General features: G+C 68.2%; 17 protein-coding genes. 3 read left to right on the top strand and 14 right to left on the bottom strand.

All coding sequences use genetic code 11. The annotated features are described in order from the left end of the window. Nucleotides 1-28 precede the first annotated feature (28 nt). From A5481_RS19135 to A5481_RS19125, 3 genes are all read right to left on the bottom strand, one after another. Nucleotides 29-367: a c-type cytochrome gene (locus A5481_RS19135; RefSeq protein ID WP_048431835.1), complete on the bottom strand. Its 339-nt coding sequence runs from the start codon at nt 365-367 to the stop codon at nt 29-31. A gap of 11 nt (nt 368-378) precedes the next feature. After that, nucleotides 379-1,566: a molybdopterin-dependent oxidoreductase gene (locus A5481_RS19130; RefSeq protein ID WP_048431836.1), complete on the bottom strand. Its 1,188-nt coding sequence runs from the start codon at nt 1,564-1,566 to the stop codon at nt 379-381. Between the two features lie 195 nt (nt 1,567-1,761). After that, complete coding sequence (locus tag A5481_RS19125) at nt 1,762-2,844, bottom strand: YeiH family protein (RefSeq protein ID WP_048431837.1); 1,083 nt, start codon at nt 2,842-2,844, stop codon at nt 1,762-1,764. Between the two features lie 250 nt (nt 2,845-3,094). On the opposite strand from A5481_RS19125, the gene A5481_RS32635 reads away from it, so the two are divergent. From A5481_RS32635 to A5481_RS19115, 3 genes are all read left to right on the top strand, one after another. Next, nucleotides 3,095-3,544, top strand: a complete 450-nt coding sequence (locus A5481_RS32635) for a hypothetical protein (RefSeq protein ID WP_082984936.1) — start codon at nt 3,095-3,097, stop codon at nt 3,542-3,544. A gap of 333 nt (nt 3,545-3,877) precedes the next feature. Further along, on the top strand, nt 3,878-4,270 hold the full coding sequence (gene copM / locus A5481_RS19120; protein WP_048431760.1) for a CopM family metallochaperone: 393 nt from the start codon (nt 3,878-3,880) through the stop codon (nt 4,268-4,270). 69 nt (nt 4,271-4,339) lie between these two features. Then, the gene (locus A5481_RS19115; protein ID WP_048431759.1) at nt 4,340-5,086 is read left to right on the top strand and encodes a MauE/DoxX family redox-associated membrane protein; all 747 of its coding nucleotides are present in this window, start codon (nt 4,340-4,342) and stop codon (nt 5,084-5,086) included. Nucleotides 5,087-5,330: 244 nt separating this feature from the next. On the opposite strand, the gene A5481_RS19110 is transcribed toward A5481_RS19115, so the two are convergent. From A5481_RS19110 to A5481_RS35330, 11 genes are all read right to left on the bottom strand, one after another. Continuing rightward, nucleotides 5,331-5,522, bottom strand: a complete 192-nt coding sequence (locus tag A5481_RS19110; RefSeq protein ID WP_048431758.1) for a hypothetical protein — start codon at nt 5,520-5,522, stop codon at nt 5,331-5,333. Between the two features lie 33 nt (nt 5,523-5,555). Next, nucleotides 5,556-7,598, bottom strand: a complete 2,043-nt coding sequence (locus A5481_RS19105; RefSeq protein ID WP_425339715.1) for a TonB-dependent receptor — start codon at nt 7,596-7,598, stop codon at nt 5,556-5,558. Between the two features lie 222 nt (nt 7,599-7,820). Then, on the bottom strand, nt 7,821-8,294 hold the full coding sequence (gene nikR / locus A5481_RS19100; RefSeq protein ID WP_048431757.1) for a nickel-responsive transcriptional regulator NikR: 474 nt from the start codon (nt 8,292-8,294) through the stop codon (nt 7,821-7,823). An 856-nt stretch (nt 8,295-9,150) separates the two neighbouring features. Further along, nucleotides 9,151-10,866: a sensor histidine kinase gene (locus tag A5481_RS19095; RefSeq protein WP_048431756.1), complete on the bottom strand. Its 1,716-nt coding sequence runs from the start codon at nt 10,864-10,866 to the stop codon at nt 9,151-9,153. Between the two features lie 13 nt (nt 10,867-10,879). Next, nucleotides 10,880-13,720, bottom strand: a complete 2,841-nt coding sequence (locus tag A5481_RS34705) for a PAS domain-containing protein (RefSeq protein ID WP_053082199.1) — start codon at nt 13,718-13,720, stop codon at nt 10,880-10,882. A 529-nt stretch (nt 13,721-14,249) separates the two neighbouring features. After that, on the bottom strand, nt 14,250-16,166 hold the full coding sequence (locus A5481_RS19085) for an ATP-binding protein (protein WP_048431755.1): 1,917 nt from the start codon (nt 16,164-16,166) through the stop codon (nt 14,250-14,252). Next, complete coding sequence (locus A5481_RS19080) at nt 16,163-17,158, bottom strand: ATP-binding protein (RefSeq protein ID WP_048431754.1); 996 nt, start codon at nt 17,156-17,158, stop codon at nt 16,163-16,165. Before A5481_RS19080 ends, A5481_RS19085 begins: the two co-directional genes overlap by 4 nt. Before the next feature lie 50 nt (nt 17,159-17,208). Further along, nucleotides 17,209-17,541, bottom strand: a complete 333-nt coding sequence (locus A5481_RS19075) for an ATP-binding protein (RefSeq protein WP_245238557.1) — start codon at nt 17,539-17,541, stop codon at nt 17,209-17,211. A 4-nt stretch (nt 17,542-17,545) separates the two neighbouring features. Then, complete coding sequence (locus A5481_RS19070; protein WP_012322130.1) at nt 17,546-17,947, bottom strand: STAS domain-containing protein; 402 nt, start codon at nt 17,945-17,947, stop codon at nt 17,546-17,548. A 4-nt stretch (nt 17,948-17,951) separates the two neighbouring features. Continuing rightward, nucleotides 17,952-18,827 (bottom strand): STAS domain-containing protein, encoded by an 876-nt coding sequence (locus tag A5481_RS19065; RefSeq protein ID WP_048431752.1) that lies wholly within the window; start codon nt 18,825-18,827, stop codon nt 17,952-17,954. A gap of 145 nt (nt 18,828-18,972) precedes the next feature. Then, the gene (locus tag A5481_RS35330) at nt 18,973-19,851 is read right to left on the bottom strand and encodes an ATP-binding protein (RefSeq protein WP_053082198.1); all 879 of its coding nucleotides are present in this window, start codon (nt 19,849-19,851) and stop codon (nt 18,973-18,975) included. Between the last annotated feature and the right edge of the window lie 5 nt (nt 19,852-19,856).

Genomic DNA, 19,856 nt, shown 5'->3' with positions numbered 1-19,856 from the left:
TCGCGACGGCGGGCCGGGCACGGCACCGTCAGGGCTGCGGCTTCATCGCCGTGAGGTAGTCGACGATGGCCTTCACGTCGGCCTCGTCGATCGGTGCCTTGTAGACGTGGACCATCTTGTTGACGGTCTCGGTCCACTGCGCCTTCGACAACTTGGGCTGGGTCAGCACCATCCCGGCCGAATGGCAGGCAAGGCAGTTGTTGTTGGCGGCCTCCGCCCCGGGGCCCTCCGGGAAGAAGCGGTCGGAGGTGGGCAGCTCGACCTGCTGCGAGGTGAAGCGCATCGGCTCGGCCGCCTCGGCGGCGAATGTCGGGGCGGACGCCAGCGCGAGCGCGGCGAGCAGGAACGCGGTGCGGCATGTGACCATGGCTCTCTCCCTCAGGCGACGTGAAGCGACACGGTTTCGACGCCGTTCTGCATGAACCCGGCCCCGTTCCAGACCCGCTCCATCGGCTGGGCCAGCCCATTCGTGTTGGTGCAGCGGACCTTGATCGCGTGGGTGCCGGCCGCGAGAGCCGGCAGGTCGCCCTCGAACCGCCGGAAGCTGTAGGGGCCCTCGTCGGCTCCGAGCTTGCCCAAGGACCACGTCGCGCCACCGTCGGCGGAGATCTCCACCGTTCTGACCCCGCAATCGCCCCCGAAGGCGATGCCGCGGACCGCGACCGGCGAACCGGCCGTCGCCTGTGCGCCGTCGCGCAGGTTGGTGACGAAGGCGCGCGGGACCATGCGGTTGATCGGCACCGTCTTGAACCCGGCCTGACCGGGCTTGATGTTTGCCCCCGGCACGTCCGGAATGCGGTAGGCGGTCTTCATCCAGTACTGGTCGTCGGGCTTGTCCAGCACCTCGATGTCGGACAGCATCTTGACCCAGTAGGTCGAGTACCAGCCCGGCACCACCAGGCGCAGCGGAAAGCCGTTGAGCAGCGGCAGCTGCTCGCCGTTCATCGCGTAGGCCAGCATGACCTCGCCGTCGCGGGCATGGTCGAGGTCGAGCGACTTCTTGAAGTCGGGCGCGTCGTCCACGACCGGTTCGTCGAGGCCGCTGAAGCGGACCTGCACCGCTCCACCCTTCACCCCGGCGCGGTCGAGCACGTCCTTCAGGCGCACGCCCGTCCAGCGCGCGTTGCCCATCGAGCCGTTGGCCCACTGCGCTCCCGGCACCCGTGGTTCGAACAGGCCGCGGGAATTGCCCGAGCACTGGTTGACCGCGGCGATCTCGAAGCGCGGCAGCCGGGCGAGCTCGTCGAGCGACAGCGACAGCTCCCGGTCGACATGCCCGTGCACCTTCAGCCGGTAGGCGTTCGCGTCGACCTCGGTGGGGATCGAGGCCCAGTGCCAGCGCACGTAGAAGCGGTCGTTGGGGGTGAACACGCCCTGGTCGAACACCTCGAACGGCGTCTCCAGGAGCGGCGGGCGCGTCCGCTGCAGGATCATCGGCCCCTTGCCGGGGAAGGTTGTGGTCAAGTCGCGCTGGTCGGGGCCGCCGGGCAGCGGGAGCTTGACCTTGCCCGCAGCCCAGGCCGGCACCGCGGCCGCGAGGCCGCCGAGGCCGAGACCGGCAAGCATCGCGCGGCGGGGAATGGCAGAATGGCTCAAGGGTGTTCCTCCGGGTCCGGGCCGAGCGTCTCGCGCTCTGTCCTTGGGTGATGGAAAGTATCTTCCACGAGAAAAGGTTTCCAATGGAAAGTCCTGCTCGTTCCGATCGGTCGGAGAGATCGTTTCCCTCCGGCGCGCCAGGAACGGTCGTCCGAGGACGCTCGGTCAGGCGATGCCGAGGATATGAATCAGGCAGAGGCTGACCGCGGTGAGGGCGAGCAGGGAGGCGACCACTGCCAGCGTGACCCGCAGTCCCGCGCCGGCGACGCTGCGCACGTCGACCCCGAGCCCGAGCGCGGCCATCGACACGATGGTGAGCACGTTGGCGGTCGCGGCGATCGGCGGCAGGGCGGCTTGCGGGATCAGACCGCCCGAGCGCAGGCCGGCCATCGCCAGGAACGCCAGGATGAACCACGGCACGAGGCGGTGGATCGCGACGCGGCCGGGCTTCGGACGCTCCCCCGCGGTGACGTGCGGGGCCGGCTCGTCCGTCTCCTCGCGCAGTCGGCTCGCGCCGAGGGAGAGCGCCAGCACCACCGGGCCGAGCATCAGCACGCGGACCAGCTTGACCAGGGTGCCGACCTGCACGCTCAGCGCCGCCACCGGCGCCGTCGCGGCGAGCACCTGCGGCACGGCGTAGACGGTGAGGCCGGCGAGCACGCCGTACTGCATCGGCGACAGGCCGAGGAGCGGCACGAGCAGGGGCAGGCCGAGCACGACCAGCACCCCGAGCACCGCCGTGAATGCGATGGAGGAGGCCACGTCCTCGCCGTCCGCCCCGATCACCGGGGCGGTCGCGGCGATCGCCGAGTTGCCGCAGATCGAGTTGCCGCAGGCGACGAGGATCGCCAGCCGGGGGTGCAGCCCCAGGGCGCGGCCGATGCCGTAACTCGCCGCGATCGCCGCCATCACCACAACGGCGATGCCGACGAGGAGGCCAGGCCCGGCCGCCAGCAGGGTTGCGAGGCTGAGCGAGGCGCCGAGCAGGACGACGGCGACTTCGAGGACCGTCTTGGCCCCGAAGGCGATGCCTGGAAAGAAGCGTGCACCTGGGTTCCACGCAGTGCGCAGAGCCGTGCCGAGCACGATGGCGAGCACCAAAGCCTCGAGCCAGGCGCGGCCGAACAGGTGCTCCTCGGCCGATTCGAGCGCGAGGGCGGCGCCGGTCACCGCGAGGCACAGGAGGAGGCCGGGCAGGATGCGGCGCAGGGGGGCGAGGGGGGATGCGATGAGGGTCGCGGTGGTCATGACGGTCTCGCGGGGTCGCTTTAATCTGTCCCCACCGTGCCGATCCGCGAGCATTCGATCCAACAGAACGTTACGATGATTTTGTTCGTTGTTATCGATAATTGCGACCATGCCGACGACGATGCCGGTCGTCGGATGGACAGGTGCGCCGGCCCTTGAAACTCCGAGCCCACGACCAAACTTCCCGGTGAACGGTCACGCCCGGCAGACGGGCATGATCCTGCGACCGGAGTAGGTGCGAGCCAGCCTCATGATCCCCGATCGGCCGATCGTGCGCCTGCTGGCGGCGGTGATCCTCCTGATCCTCGCCGCCTTCGTGCCGCCGGCAGCCCAAGCCCATAAGGGACACGCGCATCACGCTGGTCCCGGCTCTGCGACGCACACGCGGACCGCCTCGGTGGCAGCGGTTCCGGCCGCGAATCCTGCCGGGCATGTCGCCCGTGCCGAGCCTCTGGCCTACGTGGAGACCGCGCTCCGGATCACCGTCGTCGCGCCCGTCCGGGACCATGGTTGCTGCCCCGGCCCCTGCCGGGTCCGCTGCTGCGGAACGATGGCCTGCTGTGCCGCCGGCATTCTGCCCGGCCCGCCCGCCCTGGCGCCGATCCCGTTCCGGGCCGTCAGGCTGGTCCCGCGCGACGCCCCCGTTCGCACCGGCGCCGGACCCGAAGCCCTGCCCAGGCCTCCCCGAACCTTCGCGTGAGCTGAGGCGCGCCTGAAGGCGCGCAACGCCCGAGTTGTGCCCGCATCGACGGTGCACCTCCGGCCCTCCCGGCACGGGGAGATCCCGTGGCTGCCGATCCCGCCTCTCGCCGCCCCGGGTGCGGCCGACCCGCCTCCTAGTGCACTGACGCCTTCAAAACGTACATAGCTCATTGCGATTTCTGATGCGTTTGCAGGTACTTGGCGAAAGCGGGCGTGGTGCGTTCGTCCGCGTCAGTGCACTAGGCGAAGTCCGCGCACGCCCTGGCCTCACCCGGGGGCGTCCCGGGCGGCCCCGTTCGATTTGATTCCCATTCGAAGCAGAGACCGATCCATGACCGCCCCTCGCACCTTCGCCGCCATCGTCCTCATCTCGGCCGGCCTCGCCGGTCCCGCCCTCGCGCAGGCGTCGCACGACCATCGCTCCATGCCCGGGCACGGGATGGGCAAGACGAAGCCGGACCCGAAGGACACCGCCTCTACCGTCGAGTTCAAGGCCGCCGACGCGGCGATGATGAAGGAGATGGATGTCGCCTATACGGGCGACCCGGACGTCGACTTCCGCACGCACATGATCCCGCACCACAGGGGTGCTGTCGCCATGGCGAAGGTCGCGCTGACGCACGCCAAGGACCCCGAGACCCGGGCGATGGCGCAGACGATCATCGACGACCAGGAGAAGGAGATTGCCGACATGGAGGCGTGGCTGAAGCGGCACGGCCGGTAGGCACCGGGCGGGCCGGGCTCATCCCGGTCCGCTTCCCCCGATATCGACCGACTGCTTGAGGAAGTTCGCATGCCAGCCACCGCCCAGAAGGCCGTCCTCTACCGCATGGTGATGGACAAGCACCTCTGCCCGTACGGGCTGAAGGCCAAGGACCTGCTCGAACGTCAGGGTTTCGTGGTCGAGGACCACTGGCTCACCACGCGCGAGGAGACCGACCGCTTCAAGGCCGAGCACGACGTCAAGTCGACGCCCCAGACCTTCATCGACAGCGAGCGCGTCGGGGGCTACGACGACCTGCGCCGTCGCTTCGGCACGATGGCGAACGACCCGAACGCGACGACCTACACGCCGGTCGTCGCGGTGTTCTCCATGACGGCGCTGATGGCGCTGGCGGCCAGCTATGCCGTCACCGGCACGCCGTTCACGATGCGCGCGGCCGAGTGGTTCATCGCCTTCAGCATGTGCGTGCTCGCCCTCCTCAAGCTGCAGGACGTCGAGAGCTTCTCGTCGATGTTCCTGGGCTACGACCTGCTCGGCCAACGCTGGGTCCGCTACGCCTACGCCTATCCGTTCCTGGAAGGCCTCGCCGGCATCCTCATGGTCGCGGGAGCCCTGAACTGGCTGTCGATCCCGGTTGCCCTGTTCATCGGCACGATCGGGGCCGTCTCGGTGTTCAAGGCGGTCTACGTCGACAAGCGCGAGATCAAGTGCGCCTGCGTCGGCGGGTCGAGCAAGGTGCCGCTCGGCTTCGTCTCGCTGACCGAGAACCTGATGATGGTCGCCATGGCGGTCTGGATGCTGGCGATGCACGCATGAGCGCCGCGGCCGGCCGACGTCGCACGTCCGGCGGCATCCAGTCTGCCCGGGTTCGGACGGGGCAGAGATCTGCTTTGAGTCCAGGGCCCAAGCATCCCCGGGACCGTGCCGGTCCGGGCCCGTTGCACTGTTTGATCGACGCGTCGAGCGGCTCTCGAAGCGGCGAAGCTGCTCGGCTCTAGAAACGACCGACGGGCATCGGAGAACCCGATGCCCGCACGGTCTCGCGTTTCGAACCTCGATGCTACGCCGCCCGGCGGGCGTGACCCTTGCCGCGGCGCGACACGCCGAGGCCCTTGCGGGCATCGCACTTGAGGCCGTGGCTGTGCCAGCCCTCCGCGGGGGCCTGCTGCCACCCGTGATGGCAGCCATGCGCCGCGGCAGAGCCGATCCAAAGAGCCGTCAGCAATCCGATCGAGACAGCGAGGGTGCGCATGCGAAGATCCTTATCAGGTAGGGAACTCGGGTCTCAGAACCGGCCGGCAAGGGTCAGCCGCACGGCTGTCGGCTCGACCGAGTGGAAGTGGCGATCGGCGACGCCGCCCGCCTCCTCGCCCGGCAGGCGTGACACGTAGTAGTAGGTGATCTGATCCGCCTTGGCATTGGTCAAGTTCAGCACGTCGAGGGAGAGGCTGACGCCGTTATCAAAGTTGTACCCGACCCGGCCGTTGAGAAGCGCGGTCGGCTTCGAGCGCACCGAGTTGTCCTCGATCAGAGGGCGCGGCCCGAAATAGCGGAATCGGAGTGAGCCGAACCAGCCCTGGCCTTCGCCGAACGTGATGCCCGCCGACGCGATCGTGGTCGGCGCTTCGGGCACCCGCCGGCCGACCGGGTCGCGGTCGGCGAAGCGGGCGTTGGTGATCGTCAGGTCGCCCTCCAGGGCCAGCCAGGGCGTGACGGCGTAATGGTTGCTCCACTCGATACCGAACCGCCGTGTCGGCCGGCTCGGCTCGGTGGTGCCGGTGTCGCCCTGGAACAGGTTCTCGGAAGCGAAATCGAGCCGGAACAGCGCCAGGGAGGTTTCCAGCCCGGCGATCGAGCGGTTGCGGATCCCGACCTCGTAGCCGGTCGAGGGCACCAGGAACGGCGAGCGGGACACGTTGAACAGCGGGCTGACCGGATCGACGGTGGCCGTGACGCCGCGGGCATCGTTCGAATGGAAGCCGCCGCCATAGTTCACGTACAGCTCGGTGTCGCGCCACGGCCCGAACACCGCCCCGAGCTTCGGATTGACGATGCCGTCGCGGGCGCGACCCGAATTCGCCGGTGTGTCGGAGCGGACATCGGCATAGTAGCCGTCGGCCCGGAAGCCGACGCTGGTGCGCAGCCAGTCGGTCCAGCGCACCCGGTTCTCATAGTAGAACGCGGCGCTGGCCTCCAGCACCCGGTCGTCCAGTACCGTCGAGCGATACTGCCGCGCCGTCGTGTTGAACAGGCCGACCCGGATGTCGTCGGTGCGGGTCTGCACGCCGATCTCGTTCTCCATGGCGAGCCCGAACAGGTCGCTTTGGAACACGCGCGAGATTTCACCGCCGCCGAGCACGCGGCTGTCGCGCTGGCGGAATTGGTCGCCGTTGACCGGATCGTTGAGGAAATACGTGAAGTTGTTCCAGAGGTTCATCTGGTATCGGATCACGTAGGCCGAGGCCCGCGTGATGCCGCTGTCATCCGATTGGCTCCAGCGCCCCGACAGCGAGAAGCGCCCGGTATCGCCGCCATCGCTCGGGTCGAGGGTGCCGTAGCGGCCGATGATCCCCTCCGCCACCGCCCGCTCGGGAATCTGATTGGTGGCATTCCACTTGGCCCAGTAGGCCATGCCGGTGACCGCAAAGCCGTCGAGCGGCGTACCCTGGCTGTAGCGCACCACGCCGTTGAACTTGCGGAGGGTATCAGGCACCACCCACGGGCCGTCATAGGTCTGCGCCTCGCCCGCCACGAGCAGGTTGCCCGCGCCGAGCGGTGCCGAGGCGGCCGAGAGGGCTCGCTTGAGACCGAAGCTGCCCAGCGTCGTCAGCGCGATGTTGCGGTTGAGCTTGTCGAGATAGTCGATCCGCACCGAGCCGGCCGAGGCGAAGTCGCCGTCGCGCACGAAGTACGGGCCCTTGTGGAACTCGACCGCACCGACGAGCTCGGGGATCAGGAAGTTTAGGTCGGCGTAGCCCTGGCCGTGGGCATGGGTGCGCATGTTCACCGGCATGCCGTCGACGTTGATGGCGATATCGGTGCCGTGGTCGAGGTTGAAGCCGCGCAGGAAGAACTGGTTGGCTTTGCCCTCACCCGAGTGCTGCGTGATGATGAGGCCCGGCACTTCCTCCAGCACCTCGCCGGGTCGGGTCACCGGGCGGCTGTTGATCTGCGCGCCCGTGATGATGCCCGCGCTCGCGGCATCGACAGGCCGGAGCGCACCGCCGACGCCGGTGACGCCGCCGACATAGCCGGCGCTGGCGTTAGGTGTGCCCGAGGTCGTGGCGGCCGGTGCCTCCGGTGCGACCGTGATCTCGGAGAGCGCGATGGTGTCGGCGGTCTCGGTCTCCGCCGACGCGGCCCAGGCGTGGGAGGCAATCAGCAGGACGCTGGCGGAGCTGAGCAGGCTGTATCGGCGCACCCCGCGGGCAGAGGACAAGGTAGAGCGGGCCAATGGCGTTCCAGAAGCGGCATCGAGGCGTGCCCCTCGCACGTCCCGCGTATGAGAAATCTACGCAAAGTTCACACCTCCGGCTGTGGCCGGCGGTCCTCAGTGGTCAGCGTTGTCATCGTGCGGGTGCGGGTGCGGGTGCGGGTGCGGGTGCGGCTGGTTGGCCGGCTCGGCGCTGTTCTCGGGAATGAGGTGCAGGTGGCCGTAGCGCACACCCCGCTGGGTGACGATGCGATCGGCGTAAGCCTGCATGGCCGGCACAGATCCATGCAGCACCGCAACCTCCAGGCAATCGTCTCTGGTCAGATGCACATGCATGCTGGCGATGGACACCCCGTGGTGGTGTCCTTCATCGGTGAGACGACGCGCCAGGTTGCGGGTGCCATGATTGTAGACGTAGCTCAGCGTCCCGTAGCATGGCGCAGCGCCCGCCTGATCGCCTTGGGATGGGGCGACCGCATCGCGGACGAGGTCACGCACGGCCTCCGAGCGGCTACCATAGCCGCGTTCGGTACAGAGACGATCCACCGCTGCCAGCAGTTCGTCGTCGATGGTGATCGTGATGCGCTGCATGCCCACTCCGTCAACGGCTCGATGGCTTTGGTAGGAGCAGAGCGAGCGCGTGAACAGCTAGGGGAATGGCGCGCCTTCGCGCGGCTCATGCCCCCAACGGTCATTCCATCACATGAACTGGCATGTAAGAAAAACGACCCGTTCCTGACAGCCAGAAGAGCCTTCGGCGCTGATGCACTTGACGCCAGAGCCCGGCGACGCAGCGAATGTCAAGGAGCCTGTCATGAAATCAAATGTCTGGAAAATCCTCGCAACCGGACATTCCTGATATAGTTTGTGAGGAGCCGCTTTGGGTCATAAGCAGGCATTGGGAACGTCCGCTTCCGGGCAGTTCAGCCTAAGCTTGGGCGACCGGCTTGGGTGGTTTCCAGCTAGTCCGGTTTCGGGTGGCGAAACCGGAAAAGCGGACGCCCCATACGAGCGAACGGCCGACTGCTCTGCGCCATCAGCGAACCAATGGGCGAAACCACTTGAATAGCCGCTTAAAACCCGACAGCTGCTGTTGAGATGATGATTCTCCGTCCGGCGGCCTCAACGTTTTGACGTTGTGACACATATAAAACTTAGCTTCGGCAGTGACTTGACTGGCTGGCCCTGTACTAGGCTGATTGACAGGATCAGTCTTGATCGAAGAGGCTGGACATGAAACCAGTTCAAGGGACGTCGACGATGGCATTCCGACGGTCCGTCCTTCGGAAACTTGGGATGATCTTGTCCGCGGACCTAACGGGATAGGAAGCCTTCCTCGACGGCGGCCGATGATCATCCTGGCGACGGCACGGTCAGCTCCAGTCTCCTTCCGACCCGGCCGCATGGGACCTCGGGATTACGATTGGAGAACGAGGCTGCGACTGTCTTAGTGGATTAACCCATCCGTCAGCGGGCTCAGCATGCTCGTCTGGCTACCCTGGAGGGGTACGTCGAGAAGGCAGCGCAGCCCGGTCGGATCGAACGTCAGACGCACCTCGCCGCCGAGTTCCCGTTGCATGCCGCCGGCGATCAGCCTCGTGCCGAAACCGCTCCTGGACGGTGGTTCAACCCGGGGGCCGCCGCTCTCCTGCCAGTCGAGATGCAGGCGTCGATCACCTGCCTCGCAATGCACGAGACGCCAGGCGACCCGGACCTGCCCGCCGACATCCGACAGGGCCCCGTACTTGGCCGCGTTGGTCGCCAGCTCATGCACCGTCATGCCGATGGCGAGCGCGTAGCGTGGCGGCAAGGGCACGTCGGGTCCGTCCAGGGTGATGTGGTCGGCGCCGGTGCGGTAAGGAGCCAGCTCGTTCTCCAGCACGTCCCGCAACGAGGCGCCCGTCCAGTCCTCGCGGGTCAGCAGGTCGTGCGTCTTCGACAGGGCCAGGATTCGCGCCTCCAGTTGCGCCGCCTGCGCCTCGCCGCCGCGTGCCTGGCGTGCCAGCGACTGGACCGTGGCCAGCGTGTTCTTCACTCGGTGGTTCAACTCGTGCAGCATCGTCGTCTGCTGCTCCTGCATCCTCCGTCCCCGGGCGATCTCGCCGTGCAGGTCATCCTCCCGGCCCTGAAGCGTCGTTGCCATGGCGTCGAACGCCGCGCCCAGGCGGTCGAACTCCGAGGGGCCGCTCATCCCGGTCCTTACATCGAGGTCGCCCCCCTGCCAGGCGGCAACGCCCCGCAGGAGGCGACGCACCGGCCGCTCGATGAAGCGCCTTCCCGCGAGAAGCGTCGCCAGCACCGCGAGGAGGGCACCGAGCAGGATTACGGCTATGCCGCGATAGGTGGCGGCATCGATGTCGGCGAACGCCGTCTCGCGGTCCCGGCCGACGATGACGTTGAATCCCGCGAGAGCGCCATCGGGCTTGGCGATACCGACGATGCGCGCACGTCCGTCGAGACCTTCGACGGAACGGGTGGTCTCGTCGGCTCGCATCAGCCGCGCCAGCCGCTCGCCTGAAAGCTTGCGCCCGACCCATGCCGCGTGATCCGGTCGGCGCACCAAGACCGTTCCCGCCGGGTCGGTGACCGTCAGGGTGGTGATGGCGAAGCGCAGATCCGCCTGCAGGCGCTCCGACAGTCGGGCGAGGTCGACGCTGGCCACGACCACGCCGGTGAGGCGGTAGTCATACCCGCGCACGGGCTGTGCGAAGTGCACCGCCGGCTGACGCGTGCGCACGCCGATCACGAAGTCGCCCACCGCGAAGTCGTCGCTGGCCAAGACGCGCTTGTGGTAGGCGCGCTCGGCGTTCGAGTAGAGCCCGGGTGAGGAACCGCGGGAGTCGCACACGACGCGTCCATCGGGTTCGGCGACGGAGAGCAGGCTGAGTTGCGGCAGCCGCTCGATGATCGCCCCGAGGTAGGCGGTGCAGGCGCCGGCATCCTTGCGCCGCACGGCATCCTCGGTGCCGACGAGGTCGAGCACCTGACGCAGGCTCTGCGCGAGCTGCTCCAGGTCGGCGGCCACGGTCCGGGCGGTGCCCAGCGCATCGGCCCGCACCGCCGCATCGCGTGACGTACGCAGGGCGTACTCGTTGTAGCCCTGGATCGCGAGCGCGGGCGTCAGGGCGAGCGCCACCAGGGCCAGGATGCGTTGGGTCAGCATCGGGGTTGCGCGCTCAGTTCGGCAGTGCCGTCGGATGCGGGCGCCGGCTCGTCACGCGCCGAAATACCCTCGACAGGTCATCGGCCGAATAGGGCTTCTGCAGCAGTTCGAAGCCGTGGGTCCCTTCCTGTGCCAGCACGTGGCTGTACCCCGAGGTCAGCACCACGGGCAGGCCGGGATGCCGGTGCTGGATCTCCTTGGCGAGGTCGATGCCGTTCATGCCGGGCATGACTACGTCGGTGAACACCACGTCGAAGCGCCCCGCGTCGGTTGCAAGTTCGGCCAGCGCCTCGTCGGCATTGCCGGCGAGGACCGGCCGGAAGCCCAGCTCGATCAGCGCCTGTACCGAAAAGCCGCCCACGTCGGCGTTGTCCTCGACGACGAGCACGCAGGTGTCGTGGCCCACTGTCAGGACATCCGGTTCAAGAGCCTTGGTTGGCGTCTCACGTTGCCCCGCGGCGACGTGTGGCAGGTAGAGCGTAAACGTCGTGCCCTCGCCGACCACGCTCGACACCATCACGTCGCCGCCGGTCTGCTTGGCGAAGCCGAACACCTGGGAGAGGCCGAGGCCCGTCCCCTTGCCGACCTCCTTGGTCGTGAAGAACGGCTCGAAGATCTGGTCGAGCCTGTCGGCCGGGATCCCGGTGCCGGTATCGCTGAGCGAGATCGCGGCGAAACGGCCTTCGACGGCAGGGTGGGTGCGCATGGCAGGGATCGCATCCGCCGGACGCACCATGATGGTGATCTGTCCCTCGCCGTCCATCGCGTCGCGGGCGTTGACCGCCATGTTCACGAGCGCCGTGTCGAACTGGCTCGGGTCGGCGCTGATGAAGACGCGCTCCTCCGGCAGGTCGGTCACGAGCTTGATCCGCGCGCCCGTCAGCGTGCCGACCATCTCCGTGATCGCGCGTACGCCGTCGCAGGCGGCGAACACCTCGGGCTTGAGGGTCTGGCGGCGGGCGAAGGCGAGGAGCTGGCCCGTCAGGCGGGCGGCCCGGTCCACCGTGTCCGAGATCGCGCCGACGTAGCGCACGCGACGTTCCTCCGGCAGGTTCGTTCGTTTCAGGAGGTCGGTGGACGATTTGATCACGGTGAGCAGGTTGTTGAAATCGTGGGCCACGCCACCGGTCAGCTGCCCGACCGCTTCCAACTTCTGCGCCTGGCGCAGCGCGTCCTCGGCCCGCAGCAGGGCGTTCGCCTGCTCCTTGCCCGCGGTGATGTCGCGGGCGGAGCAGTAGACCTTGCCGTCGTCCGGCACCGCGACCCACGAGAGCCAGCGCCAGCCCCCGTCCTTGTGCCGGTAGCGGTTCTCGAAGCTCAGCGCCGGCAGGCCGAGATTCAGCGCCGCCGCCCAGGCTTCCTGCGCCGGAGCTACGTCGTCGGGATGCAGGAAGTCAAAGAATACCGTGCTCGCGACCTCCGCTTCCGACCAACCGAGGACGGTAGCCCAGGCGGGATTCGATTGCTCGAAGTAGCCCTGCGCGTTGATCACGCCCATGATGTCCGGGCTGAGTTGCCAAGTCCGGCCGCGCGCCAAGGCACGCTCCGTGACCTTCCGCTCAAGGTCGACATTGAGTTCCCGCAACGCCAGGGCTGTGCGCTGTTGCTCGGTCACGTCATAGCCGCCGACGAAGATGCCCGTGACAGTACCGTCGTCGCGCCGGGTCGGTTGGAAGCTGAAATCGATGTACCGGTCCGTGTCCTCGCCAGCGAAACGGACCGGCGTGGTCCGGGCCGAGAACGGCACGCCGGTGGCGTAGACCTGGTCCAGGAGCTCGAAGAAACCCTGACCGGCCAGTTCCGGGAACACGTCGCGCACGCTGCGTCCAAGATAAGCGCGCGGACCCGCCGTCCGTACATAGGCGTCGTTGACGTAAGCGTACGTGTGGTCGGGTCCGGTCAGGACGCCGACGAAGCTGGGCATCTGCTGCAAGAGGTGGCGCTGACGCGCCTCGCTGGCCTGCAAAGCCATTTCCGCCTGCCGCCTTGCGGTTGCCGTCCGCGTGCGAACCCCCACCTCGCGGATGAACCTGAGTTCCTCCTCCATCCAGATGCGTGGCTCGCCCGTGCTGACGTATTGCAGCGCCACGAACTGTCCGCGCTCGAAGATCGGAGTGTTGACGAACGCCCGCGCGCTGCGCTCCTCCAGGGCCGCCGCGAACGTTTCCGTGCGCGGATCCGTGCGGGCGTCCTCGACGACGACCGTCTCGCCACGCTTAAGGTCGTCGATGTACGAGCCGAAGTCGCGGAACTGGAGCATCCCGGCCAGCGACTGAGCACCGTCGGTTGTCCAGTCGTGATCGACCGTGATGGTCTCCGCCACCGGATTGACCAGGCCGTAGCCGACCAACTGAACGCCCAGTGTCCGGCCCAGGATACCGCAGGCGACGTCCGTGAGCGCCGCAACGTCTTCCTGCTCGGCGAGCCGGTCTGTCAGGTCGAACAGTGCTGTGCGGAGCCTCTCCTCACGTTTGCGTAAGCTGATATCTGCGAACAGGACCGCCACCCGCTGCTGCTCGGGGTCTCCGGTACGGTATGCGTAGACCTCGAAGTGACGACCACCGAGGGCTTGCGCCGAATACTCGAAACGGGCCGGTCGTCCGGTACGAGCGATGCTGCCGTATCGGTCGAACCAGAATTGCTCATGGTCCGGGGCGAGGTTGCGCATCCACCGGCCGGTCACGTCGATCAGGCCCGTATGCTCCTCGAACGCGGAGTTGACCTCCAGGAACCGGTAGTCGGCCTGGCGGTTGGGCGCGTCGAAGGCGACCTCGATGATGCAAAAGCCGATATCGATGTCGTTGTAAAAATTCGCGGTGGCCTGGCTGCCCTGCTCGATGATGTGGGTGCTCATCGGGTCCCACCTGTCTCTGGCGTCGGTGCGTTCGTTCCACGCGTCGAGGGCGGCGCATCCGGACGACCCCCGTCCGGAGCCTTGGGGAGCCGGAGAGCGGTTCGGACGCAGTCGCCGTGCAAGGTCCGGTCGCGATTGTCAGCACGGTGCCGCGCCTTCTCCGCGAGAAGGCAGGACAATGTGTTGTGGCGCAAGTGCTTCCCGGGCATGCTCACGCCTAGCACGCGGCGATGGACACGCGTTTCCCTAAAAGAGCGCCAAGGTCGGACGTACCGTCGCGGCGATCATCGCTCGCATGCCGGAATCGAGGTTCCCTGGCAGTTTCATGATCGCCATGCAGTCAGGCGTTCCGGTGGCACGGAAATCCCGATCGCACGACGCGGAGAAGGCCCGCCTTCCTCCCTTGGAACTAGACGGAATAGAGGTCGCTCCGCTCAATGTAATCCGACTGGCACCCGACCGAAGCGCGATCATCGTTCGGGTTGCAGCACTGCGCGTGCGGTGCCGAAGGCATCATTCCGGCGCAGCTTCACCGCTTCGGTCCGTTCCGGCCAACGGGAGTGCAAGAGGCCGCGATGACCCGGCTCAGGACTTGGCCGATTTGAGCGGCCGAGTACGGCTTGTGCAGGAGCTCAAAGCCGTGGCTGTCCTCGCGCGCCAGGACATGGCTGTAGCCCGAGGCCAGCACCACCGGCAGGGTGGGCATTCGGATGCGGAGCGCCTTAGCGAGCTCGATGCCCCCCATGCCTGGCATGACCACGTCGGAAAACACGGCCCGGAAGCCGGCGCCGTCGGCGCCCAGGCGTTCGAGCGCCTCCTCGGCGTTGACGACCCATTCCGGCGCGTAGCCAAGGTCCTCCAGGATCTGGGCGCAGAAGCGCCCGACCTCCAGGTTGTCCTCGACGAGCAGGACCGGTTGGCCCTGGCCGGAGGGCGTCGCCCCGGCGTCGGGGCCTGGGACCGGCATCTCGGCCGGCTCATCCGAGACCTCGGGGAGGTAGAGGGTGAAGGTCGTGCCCTGCCCGACCTCGCTCGACACGTCGACGTCGCCGCCGGACTGCTTGGCGAAGCCGAACACCTGTGAGAGCCCAAGCCCGGTGCCACGCCCGACGACCTTCGTCGTGAAGAACGGCTCGAAGATGCGTCCGAGGACGTCGGCGGGGATGCCCGCGCCGGTGTCAGTTAGGGAGACGGCCACGAACGGCCCGCGCGCGCCGCCATGGCCGCGGATCGACGGCATGGGCTGCCCGACGAGCACCCGCATCGTCAGCGTCCCGACGCCGTCCATGGCGTCGCGGGCATTTACCGCGGCGTTCACCACCGCCGTCTCGAACTGGTTGACGTCGGCGCGTACCAGTGCGGCTCCTTCGGGAGCCTCGACCCTCACGCGGATGCGGGCACCGGTGATGGTATCGAGCATGTCGGCGACGCTACGCAGGCGCTCGCCGACATCGAACACCTCGGGCTTGAGGGATTGCCGGCGCGCGAAGGCAAGAAGCTGCCCCGTGAGCTTGGCGGCCCGGTCGACCGTGTCCGAGACCGCATCCATGTACCGCTTGCGCCGGTCCTCGGGCAGGTCCGGGCGGCGCAGGAAGTCCACAGAGGACCTGATGATGGTCAGCAAATTGTTGAAATCGTGCGCGACGCCGCCGGTGAGCTGGCCCACGGCCTCCAGCTTCTGCGACTGACGCAGGTCGTGCTCCATCCGTTCGCGTTCGGCTGCCTCGGCGACGAGGCGAGCGTTCGCCTCAGCGAGCTCCGCCGTCCGCGCGGCGACCTGGGTCTCCAGCGAGGCCCCAGCCTGGCGCAACCGCTCGGCCTGGTCCTCCAGCTCGGCATGCAGCGCGACCACCCCGCGGTTGGTCTCGGCGAGCTCGCGGTTCAGGCGCTCCGCCTCTTCCTGGCGCTCGGCGAGCTCGGCGAGGCTGCGCAGTAGCTCGCGGTTCTGCTCCCGCAAGGCGACCAGCGGTTCCTCGGTCCGCGCCCGGGCGACATCCTCCGCCAGGCTCGCGAGCCTCTTTCCGGTGAAGGATATCGTGCCGTGCGGCAGCCGCTTGGCGAAGGTCACGAGCGTGCCCTTGCCGAGCTCGGTCTCGATCTCGAAGCGGTCCATCAGCCGGCGGGAGCCGGTGATGCCGATGCCGAGGCCCGTCGTCGAGCGATAGCGTCCCTGAAGGACGTCATCGAGGTGGGGGATGCCCGGCCCCTGGTCGCGGACGCGGACGACGAGGGACTGTCCGCCGCTTTCCTCGTCGAGGCCGTACTCGACCCGGCCGCCGCCGGCGTAGCCGTAGGCGTTGCGCGCGATCTCGGACACGGCCGTGGCGATGCGGGTCTGGTCCTGGACCTCGAAGCCGAGGCGCTCGGCCAGCCGGCGCACGCGCTGGCGCACCGTGATGATGTCGTCCTCGTGCTCGACCTGTGTGGCGAGGAGCGGCCACCTCATGCGGCGGCGTCCCGAACGACTAGGACGGTAGCGTCGTCGCGGACCCGGGCGAAGTCCCGGTAGATCAGGCCCGCCACGAGCGCCGGATGCGCCCCGGCGATGCCGGGGAAAGCGTCGAGGGACCATCCGGTCGCGATGCCATCCGAGCAGAGCACGAAGAGATCGTCCTGCCGCATCGGGTACTCGAACTCCTGGATGCGCCTAGCCGCATGACCGGCGGTGCCGGCAAGGCTGACCGTTCGCTTGGTCGCCGTGCCGGAGACGACGGCCCCCAGCACGTTGCCGATGCCTGCGAGCGCGACGGTTTCCCGATCCCGCTCGTAGCGCGCGACGGAGACCGCCCCGCCCCGGGTGTGGGAGAGACCCGCATGGATGGCGGCGAGGATCGTGGCCGGCGGCCTGTCCTGGTTCCGGTGGAACAGCCTAAGGGCCTCCTCGGATGCCTTGGCCGCCTCCGGCCCGTGGCCGAGCCCATCGGCCACGATGGCCGTCCAGCCGTCAGCCCGCTCGCGCACCGCGTAGGCATCGCCGTTGGCCGTCTCGCCCTTGAGTGGCACCGTAACCGCGCCGAAGGCTGGCAGTGCTTGCGAGGCGGCCGGCCGCACGCCCGACAGACGCGCCATCACCGCGGTGCCTCCGCCGGGCCGGGAGGCGATGTCGAAAGCGTCGGACAGCCGCCGCACCGCGCCGAGGCCCTCTCCGGGGCTGCCGCCGGTGGAATGCCCGTCGCGGAGGGCCGACCCGAGGTCCGAGACGCCGGGTCCCTTGTCGAGGGCGAGGATCTCGACCCCGGAGCCGGTGCAATCCTCGTAGGTGCCGACGAGGATCTCGCCGGGCACCCCGTACTTGACGATGTTGGTGGCGAGCTCGGTCGCGACCAGGGCCACCCGGCCGGCCGCGGTCTCGTCGAAGCCGATGGATTGCGCGGCGGCGACGGCCCGTCGCCGCGCCTCGGCAACCTGGCTCGCTTCGGTGACGGTGACGCGGTCCATGGCTACTTCCAGCGCGCGATGGTCACGCGCGTGCCTGAACCGGGCGTCGATTAGATGTGGAACTCGTTAGAGAGCCGCTTCGCTCCGCCGAGGCCGAGCCCCATGCCGCGGCCGGTGGTGAAGCAGTCCGTCATCGCCTGCTCGATGTCGGTTATGCCCGGCCCCTGGTCCTCGAAGGTCAGACGTAAGCCCTTTCGCATCCCGGCATGGACGATCTCCAAGAGGACGTCGCCGCCGCCGCCATAGTCGAGGGTGTTCCGGGCGAGCTCGCTCGCGGCGGTGACGATCTTGGTCTGGTCGACGAGGCCGAGGCCGATCTCCACGGCGAGCGCACGCACGCGCTGGCGCACGCGGACGACGTCGTCGCCGGATCTGACGGGCAAGGTCTCAGTCTTCGTGACGGTCACGGTCGCTCCCGTGTCCGTCGTCCTCCTCGGAAATCCGGGCCTGGATCAGCGCCATGCCCCGCTCGACGTTGAGCGCGGTCCTGATGCCGGTGAGCTCCAGGCCGAGCTCGACCAACGTGATGGCGACCGCGGGCCGCATGCCCGCCACGACGGTCTCGGCGTCGAGGACGCGCGAGACCGCGGCGATACTCACCAGCATGCGGCCGATGAAGGAATCGACGATTTCCAGCGCCGAGATTTCGAGCAGGACGCCGCGCGCGCCGGTGCGCGCAATCATCGCCGTGAGGTCCTCCTCCAGGGCGAGCGCGAGGCGGTCGTGCATGTCGACCTGGATGGTGACGATCAGCACGCCACCCAGCTTGAGGATCGGGATGCGCTCCATGGCGTCAGCGGCGCTCCTCGACCGCCGCCTGCTGCCGCACCACCTTGCGGCCGGTCCGCCTCAGGGCAACCGCGAAGGCGTCGGCCAGGTTGGCCTTCGAGACGACGTTTAGCTCCACGCCAAGATGGACCATGGTTTGGGCGATCTGCGGCCTGATGCCGGAGACGATGCAGTCGGCCCCCATCAGGCGCGCCGCCGCGACGGTCTTCAGCAGGTGCTGCGCCACCAGGGTGTCGACGGTCGGGACGCCGGTAATGTCGATGATGGCGATCTCGGCCTCCTCGTCGACGATGGCCTGGAGCAGGTTCTCCATCACGACGCCGGTGCGGGCGCTGTCGAGGGTGCCGATCAGCGGCAGCGCCAGGATGCCGTCCCAGAGGCGCACCACGGGCGTGGAGAGCTCGGCGATCTCCTGCCCCTGGCGCCCGATCACCTCCTCGCGGCTCGCCAGGAAAACCTCCATGGTCTGAAGGCCGAGCCGGTCGAGGACCTTGCCCGCCGCCCAGATGCCGGCCGCGAGGGACGTCGCGTCCGTGCCGGACGCGCGCTTCAGGGCCTCGAAGATCGGCTCCTTGAGCGAGAAGACGAAGTTGGCGGTGTCGGTGGGGGTGAAGCCCTGGATCGCCCGCGAGCGGGAGATGTCGGCGAGGGTCTCGCGCAGGGATGCGAAGCCCACCGCGTCGGCGTCGAGGCCGCCCGACGCGAGCGCGTCCCGGAGCTGGCCGAACACGGCCTTGACCTGGGTCTGGAGCTCGGCCTCGCGGATGCGGCCGCTTTGGAGGGAGGTCCCCTCCCGCAGGGCCGCGTTCCAGGCGTCGAGGATGGCGGCCTCGTCCTGCGTGACGGTCTTGCTCAGGACCTCGGCGCCGTCTGTCGTCATCAAATCATCCTAGCCATCTCCGAAAGCCTCTAACCTGTCCGGGGCGGGTTAGATAGGCGGCGATGCCACACGCCGGGTCGGCGAAAGGTGGCTGTTCCTGGTCGGTTAGTCGGGATCGTCCATCGGCGGGTTTTCCCGGCCCCGGCTATTCCGCCGCCTTCCTGCGTCGCCGGGGCTTCGAGGAGGCGCGGCGGAGGATGCGCGACAGCGCCTCGACCGAGTACGGCTTCTGCAGGAGCTCGAAGCCGTGGTCGCTCTCCTGGGCGAGGAAATGGCTGTAGCCGCTGGTAAGCACCACCGGCAGGCCGGGATACAACCGCCGGACCTCGCGCCCGAGCTCGACCCCGTTCATGCCCGGCATGACCACGTCGGAGAACACCACGTCGTAGGTGTCCGGCTTGGCGGCCAGGGTCGCCAGGGCCTCGTCGGCATCGGCGACCCAGTGCGTGCCGTAGCCGAGTTCCTGCAGGGTCTGGGTCGAGAAGGTTCCGACGTCCCGGTTGTCCTCTACCACCAGCACGCAGGTCCCACGCCCGTCGACGACTGCATCCGCCGGCACCGCATCCTCGACACCACCTTCACCCTTTTCCGCCCGCGGAAGGTAAAGGGCGAACGTGGTGCCGCGACCGACCTCGCTCTCGACCTTCACCTCACCGCCCGACTGCTTGGCGAACCCGAACACCTGGGACAGCCCGAGCCCGGTGCCCTGGCCGACGCCCTTCGTCGTGAAGAACGGCTCGAAGATCCGGTCGATCTGCTCGGCCGGGATGCCGGAGCCGGTGTCGGACAGCGCGATCCGGACGTAATCGCCGATCAGCGCGGGATGCGAGCGCATCGCCGGCACGACGCCCACCGCCTCCACCGAAATGTCGAGGCGGCCCTCGCCGTCCATGGCGTCCCGAGCATTGACGGCCATGTTCACCAGCGCGGTGTCGAACTGGCTCGGGTCTGCATGAATGTGGCAAGGCTCGCCGCCGACCCGGATCGAGACGGCGATGCGGGCCCCGGTCAGGGTCTCGACCATCTCGC

It is taken from the genome of Methylobacterium platani (assembly GCF_001653715.1).
GTDB classification, from domain to species: Bacteria; Pseudomonadota; Alphaproteobacteria; order Rhizobiales; family Beijerinckiaceae; genus Methylobacterium; species Methylobacterium platani.
Note: the sequence above shows the minus strand (reverse complement) of the source record. Positions and strands in the feature narration are given on the sequence as shown.

Coding starts and splice junctions, on each gene's coding strand:
- copM (WP_048431760.1), top strand. CDS start 3,878: ATGACCGCCCCTCGCACCTTCGCCGCCATCGTCCTCATCTCGGCCGGC.
- A5481_RS19125 (WP_048431837.1), bottom strand. CDS start 2,844: ATGACCACCGCGACCCTCATCGCATCCCCCCTCGCCCCCCTGCGCCGC.
- A5481_RS19065 (WP_048431752.1), bottom strand. CDS start 18,827: ATGACGACAGACGGCGCCGAGGTCCTGAGCAAGACCGTCACGCAGGAC.
- A5481_RS35330 (WP_053082198.1), bottom strand. CDS start 19,851: ATGGTCGAGACCCTGACCGGGGCCCGCATCGCCGTCTCGATCCGGGTC.
- A5481_RS19070 (WP_012322130.1), bottom strand. CDS start 17,947: ATGGAGCGCATCCCGATCCTCAAGCTGGGTGGCGTGCTGATCGTCACC.
- A5481_RS19110 (WP_048431758.1), bottom strand. CDS start 5,522: ATGCGCACCCTCGCTGTCTCGATCGGATTGCTGACGGCTCTTTGGATC.
- A5481_RS19130 (WP_048431836.1), bottom strand. CDS start 1,566: ATGCTTGCCGGTCTCGGCCTCGGCGGCCTCGCGGCCGCGGTGCCGGCC.
- A5481_RS32635 (WP_082984936.1), top strand. CDS start 3,095: ATGATCCCCGATCGGCCGATCGTGCGCCTGCTGGCGGCGGTGATCCTC.
- A5481_RS19080 (WP_048431754.1), bottom strand. CDS start 17,158: ATGGACCGCGTCACCGTCACCGAAGCGAGCCAGGTTGCCGAGGCGCGG.
- nikR (WP_048431757.1), bottom strand. CDS start 8,294: ATGCAGCGCATCACGATCACCATCGACGACGAACTGCTGGCAGCGGTG.
- A5481_RS19135 (WP_048431835.1), bottom strand. CDS start 367: ATGGTCACATGCCGCACCGCGTTCCTGCTCGCCGCGCTCGCGCTGGCG.
- A5481_RS34705 (WP_053082199.1), bottom strand. CDS start 13,720: ATGAGCACCCACATCATCGAGCAGGGCAGCCAGGCCACCGCGAATTTT.
- A5481_RS19095 (WP_048431756.1), bottom strand. CDS start 10,866: ATGCTGACCCAACGCATCCTGGCCCTGGTGGCGCTCGCCCTGACGCCC.
- A5481_RS19085 (WP_048431755.1), bottom strand. CDS start 16,166: ATGAGGTGGCCGCTCCTCGCCACACAGGTCGAGCACGAGGACGACATC.
- A5481_RS19115 (WP_048431759.1), top strand. CDS start 4,340: ATGCCAGCCACCGCCCAGAAGGCCGTCCTCTACCGCATGGTGATGGAC.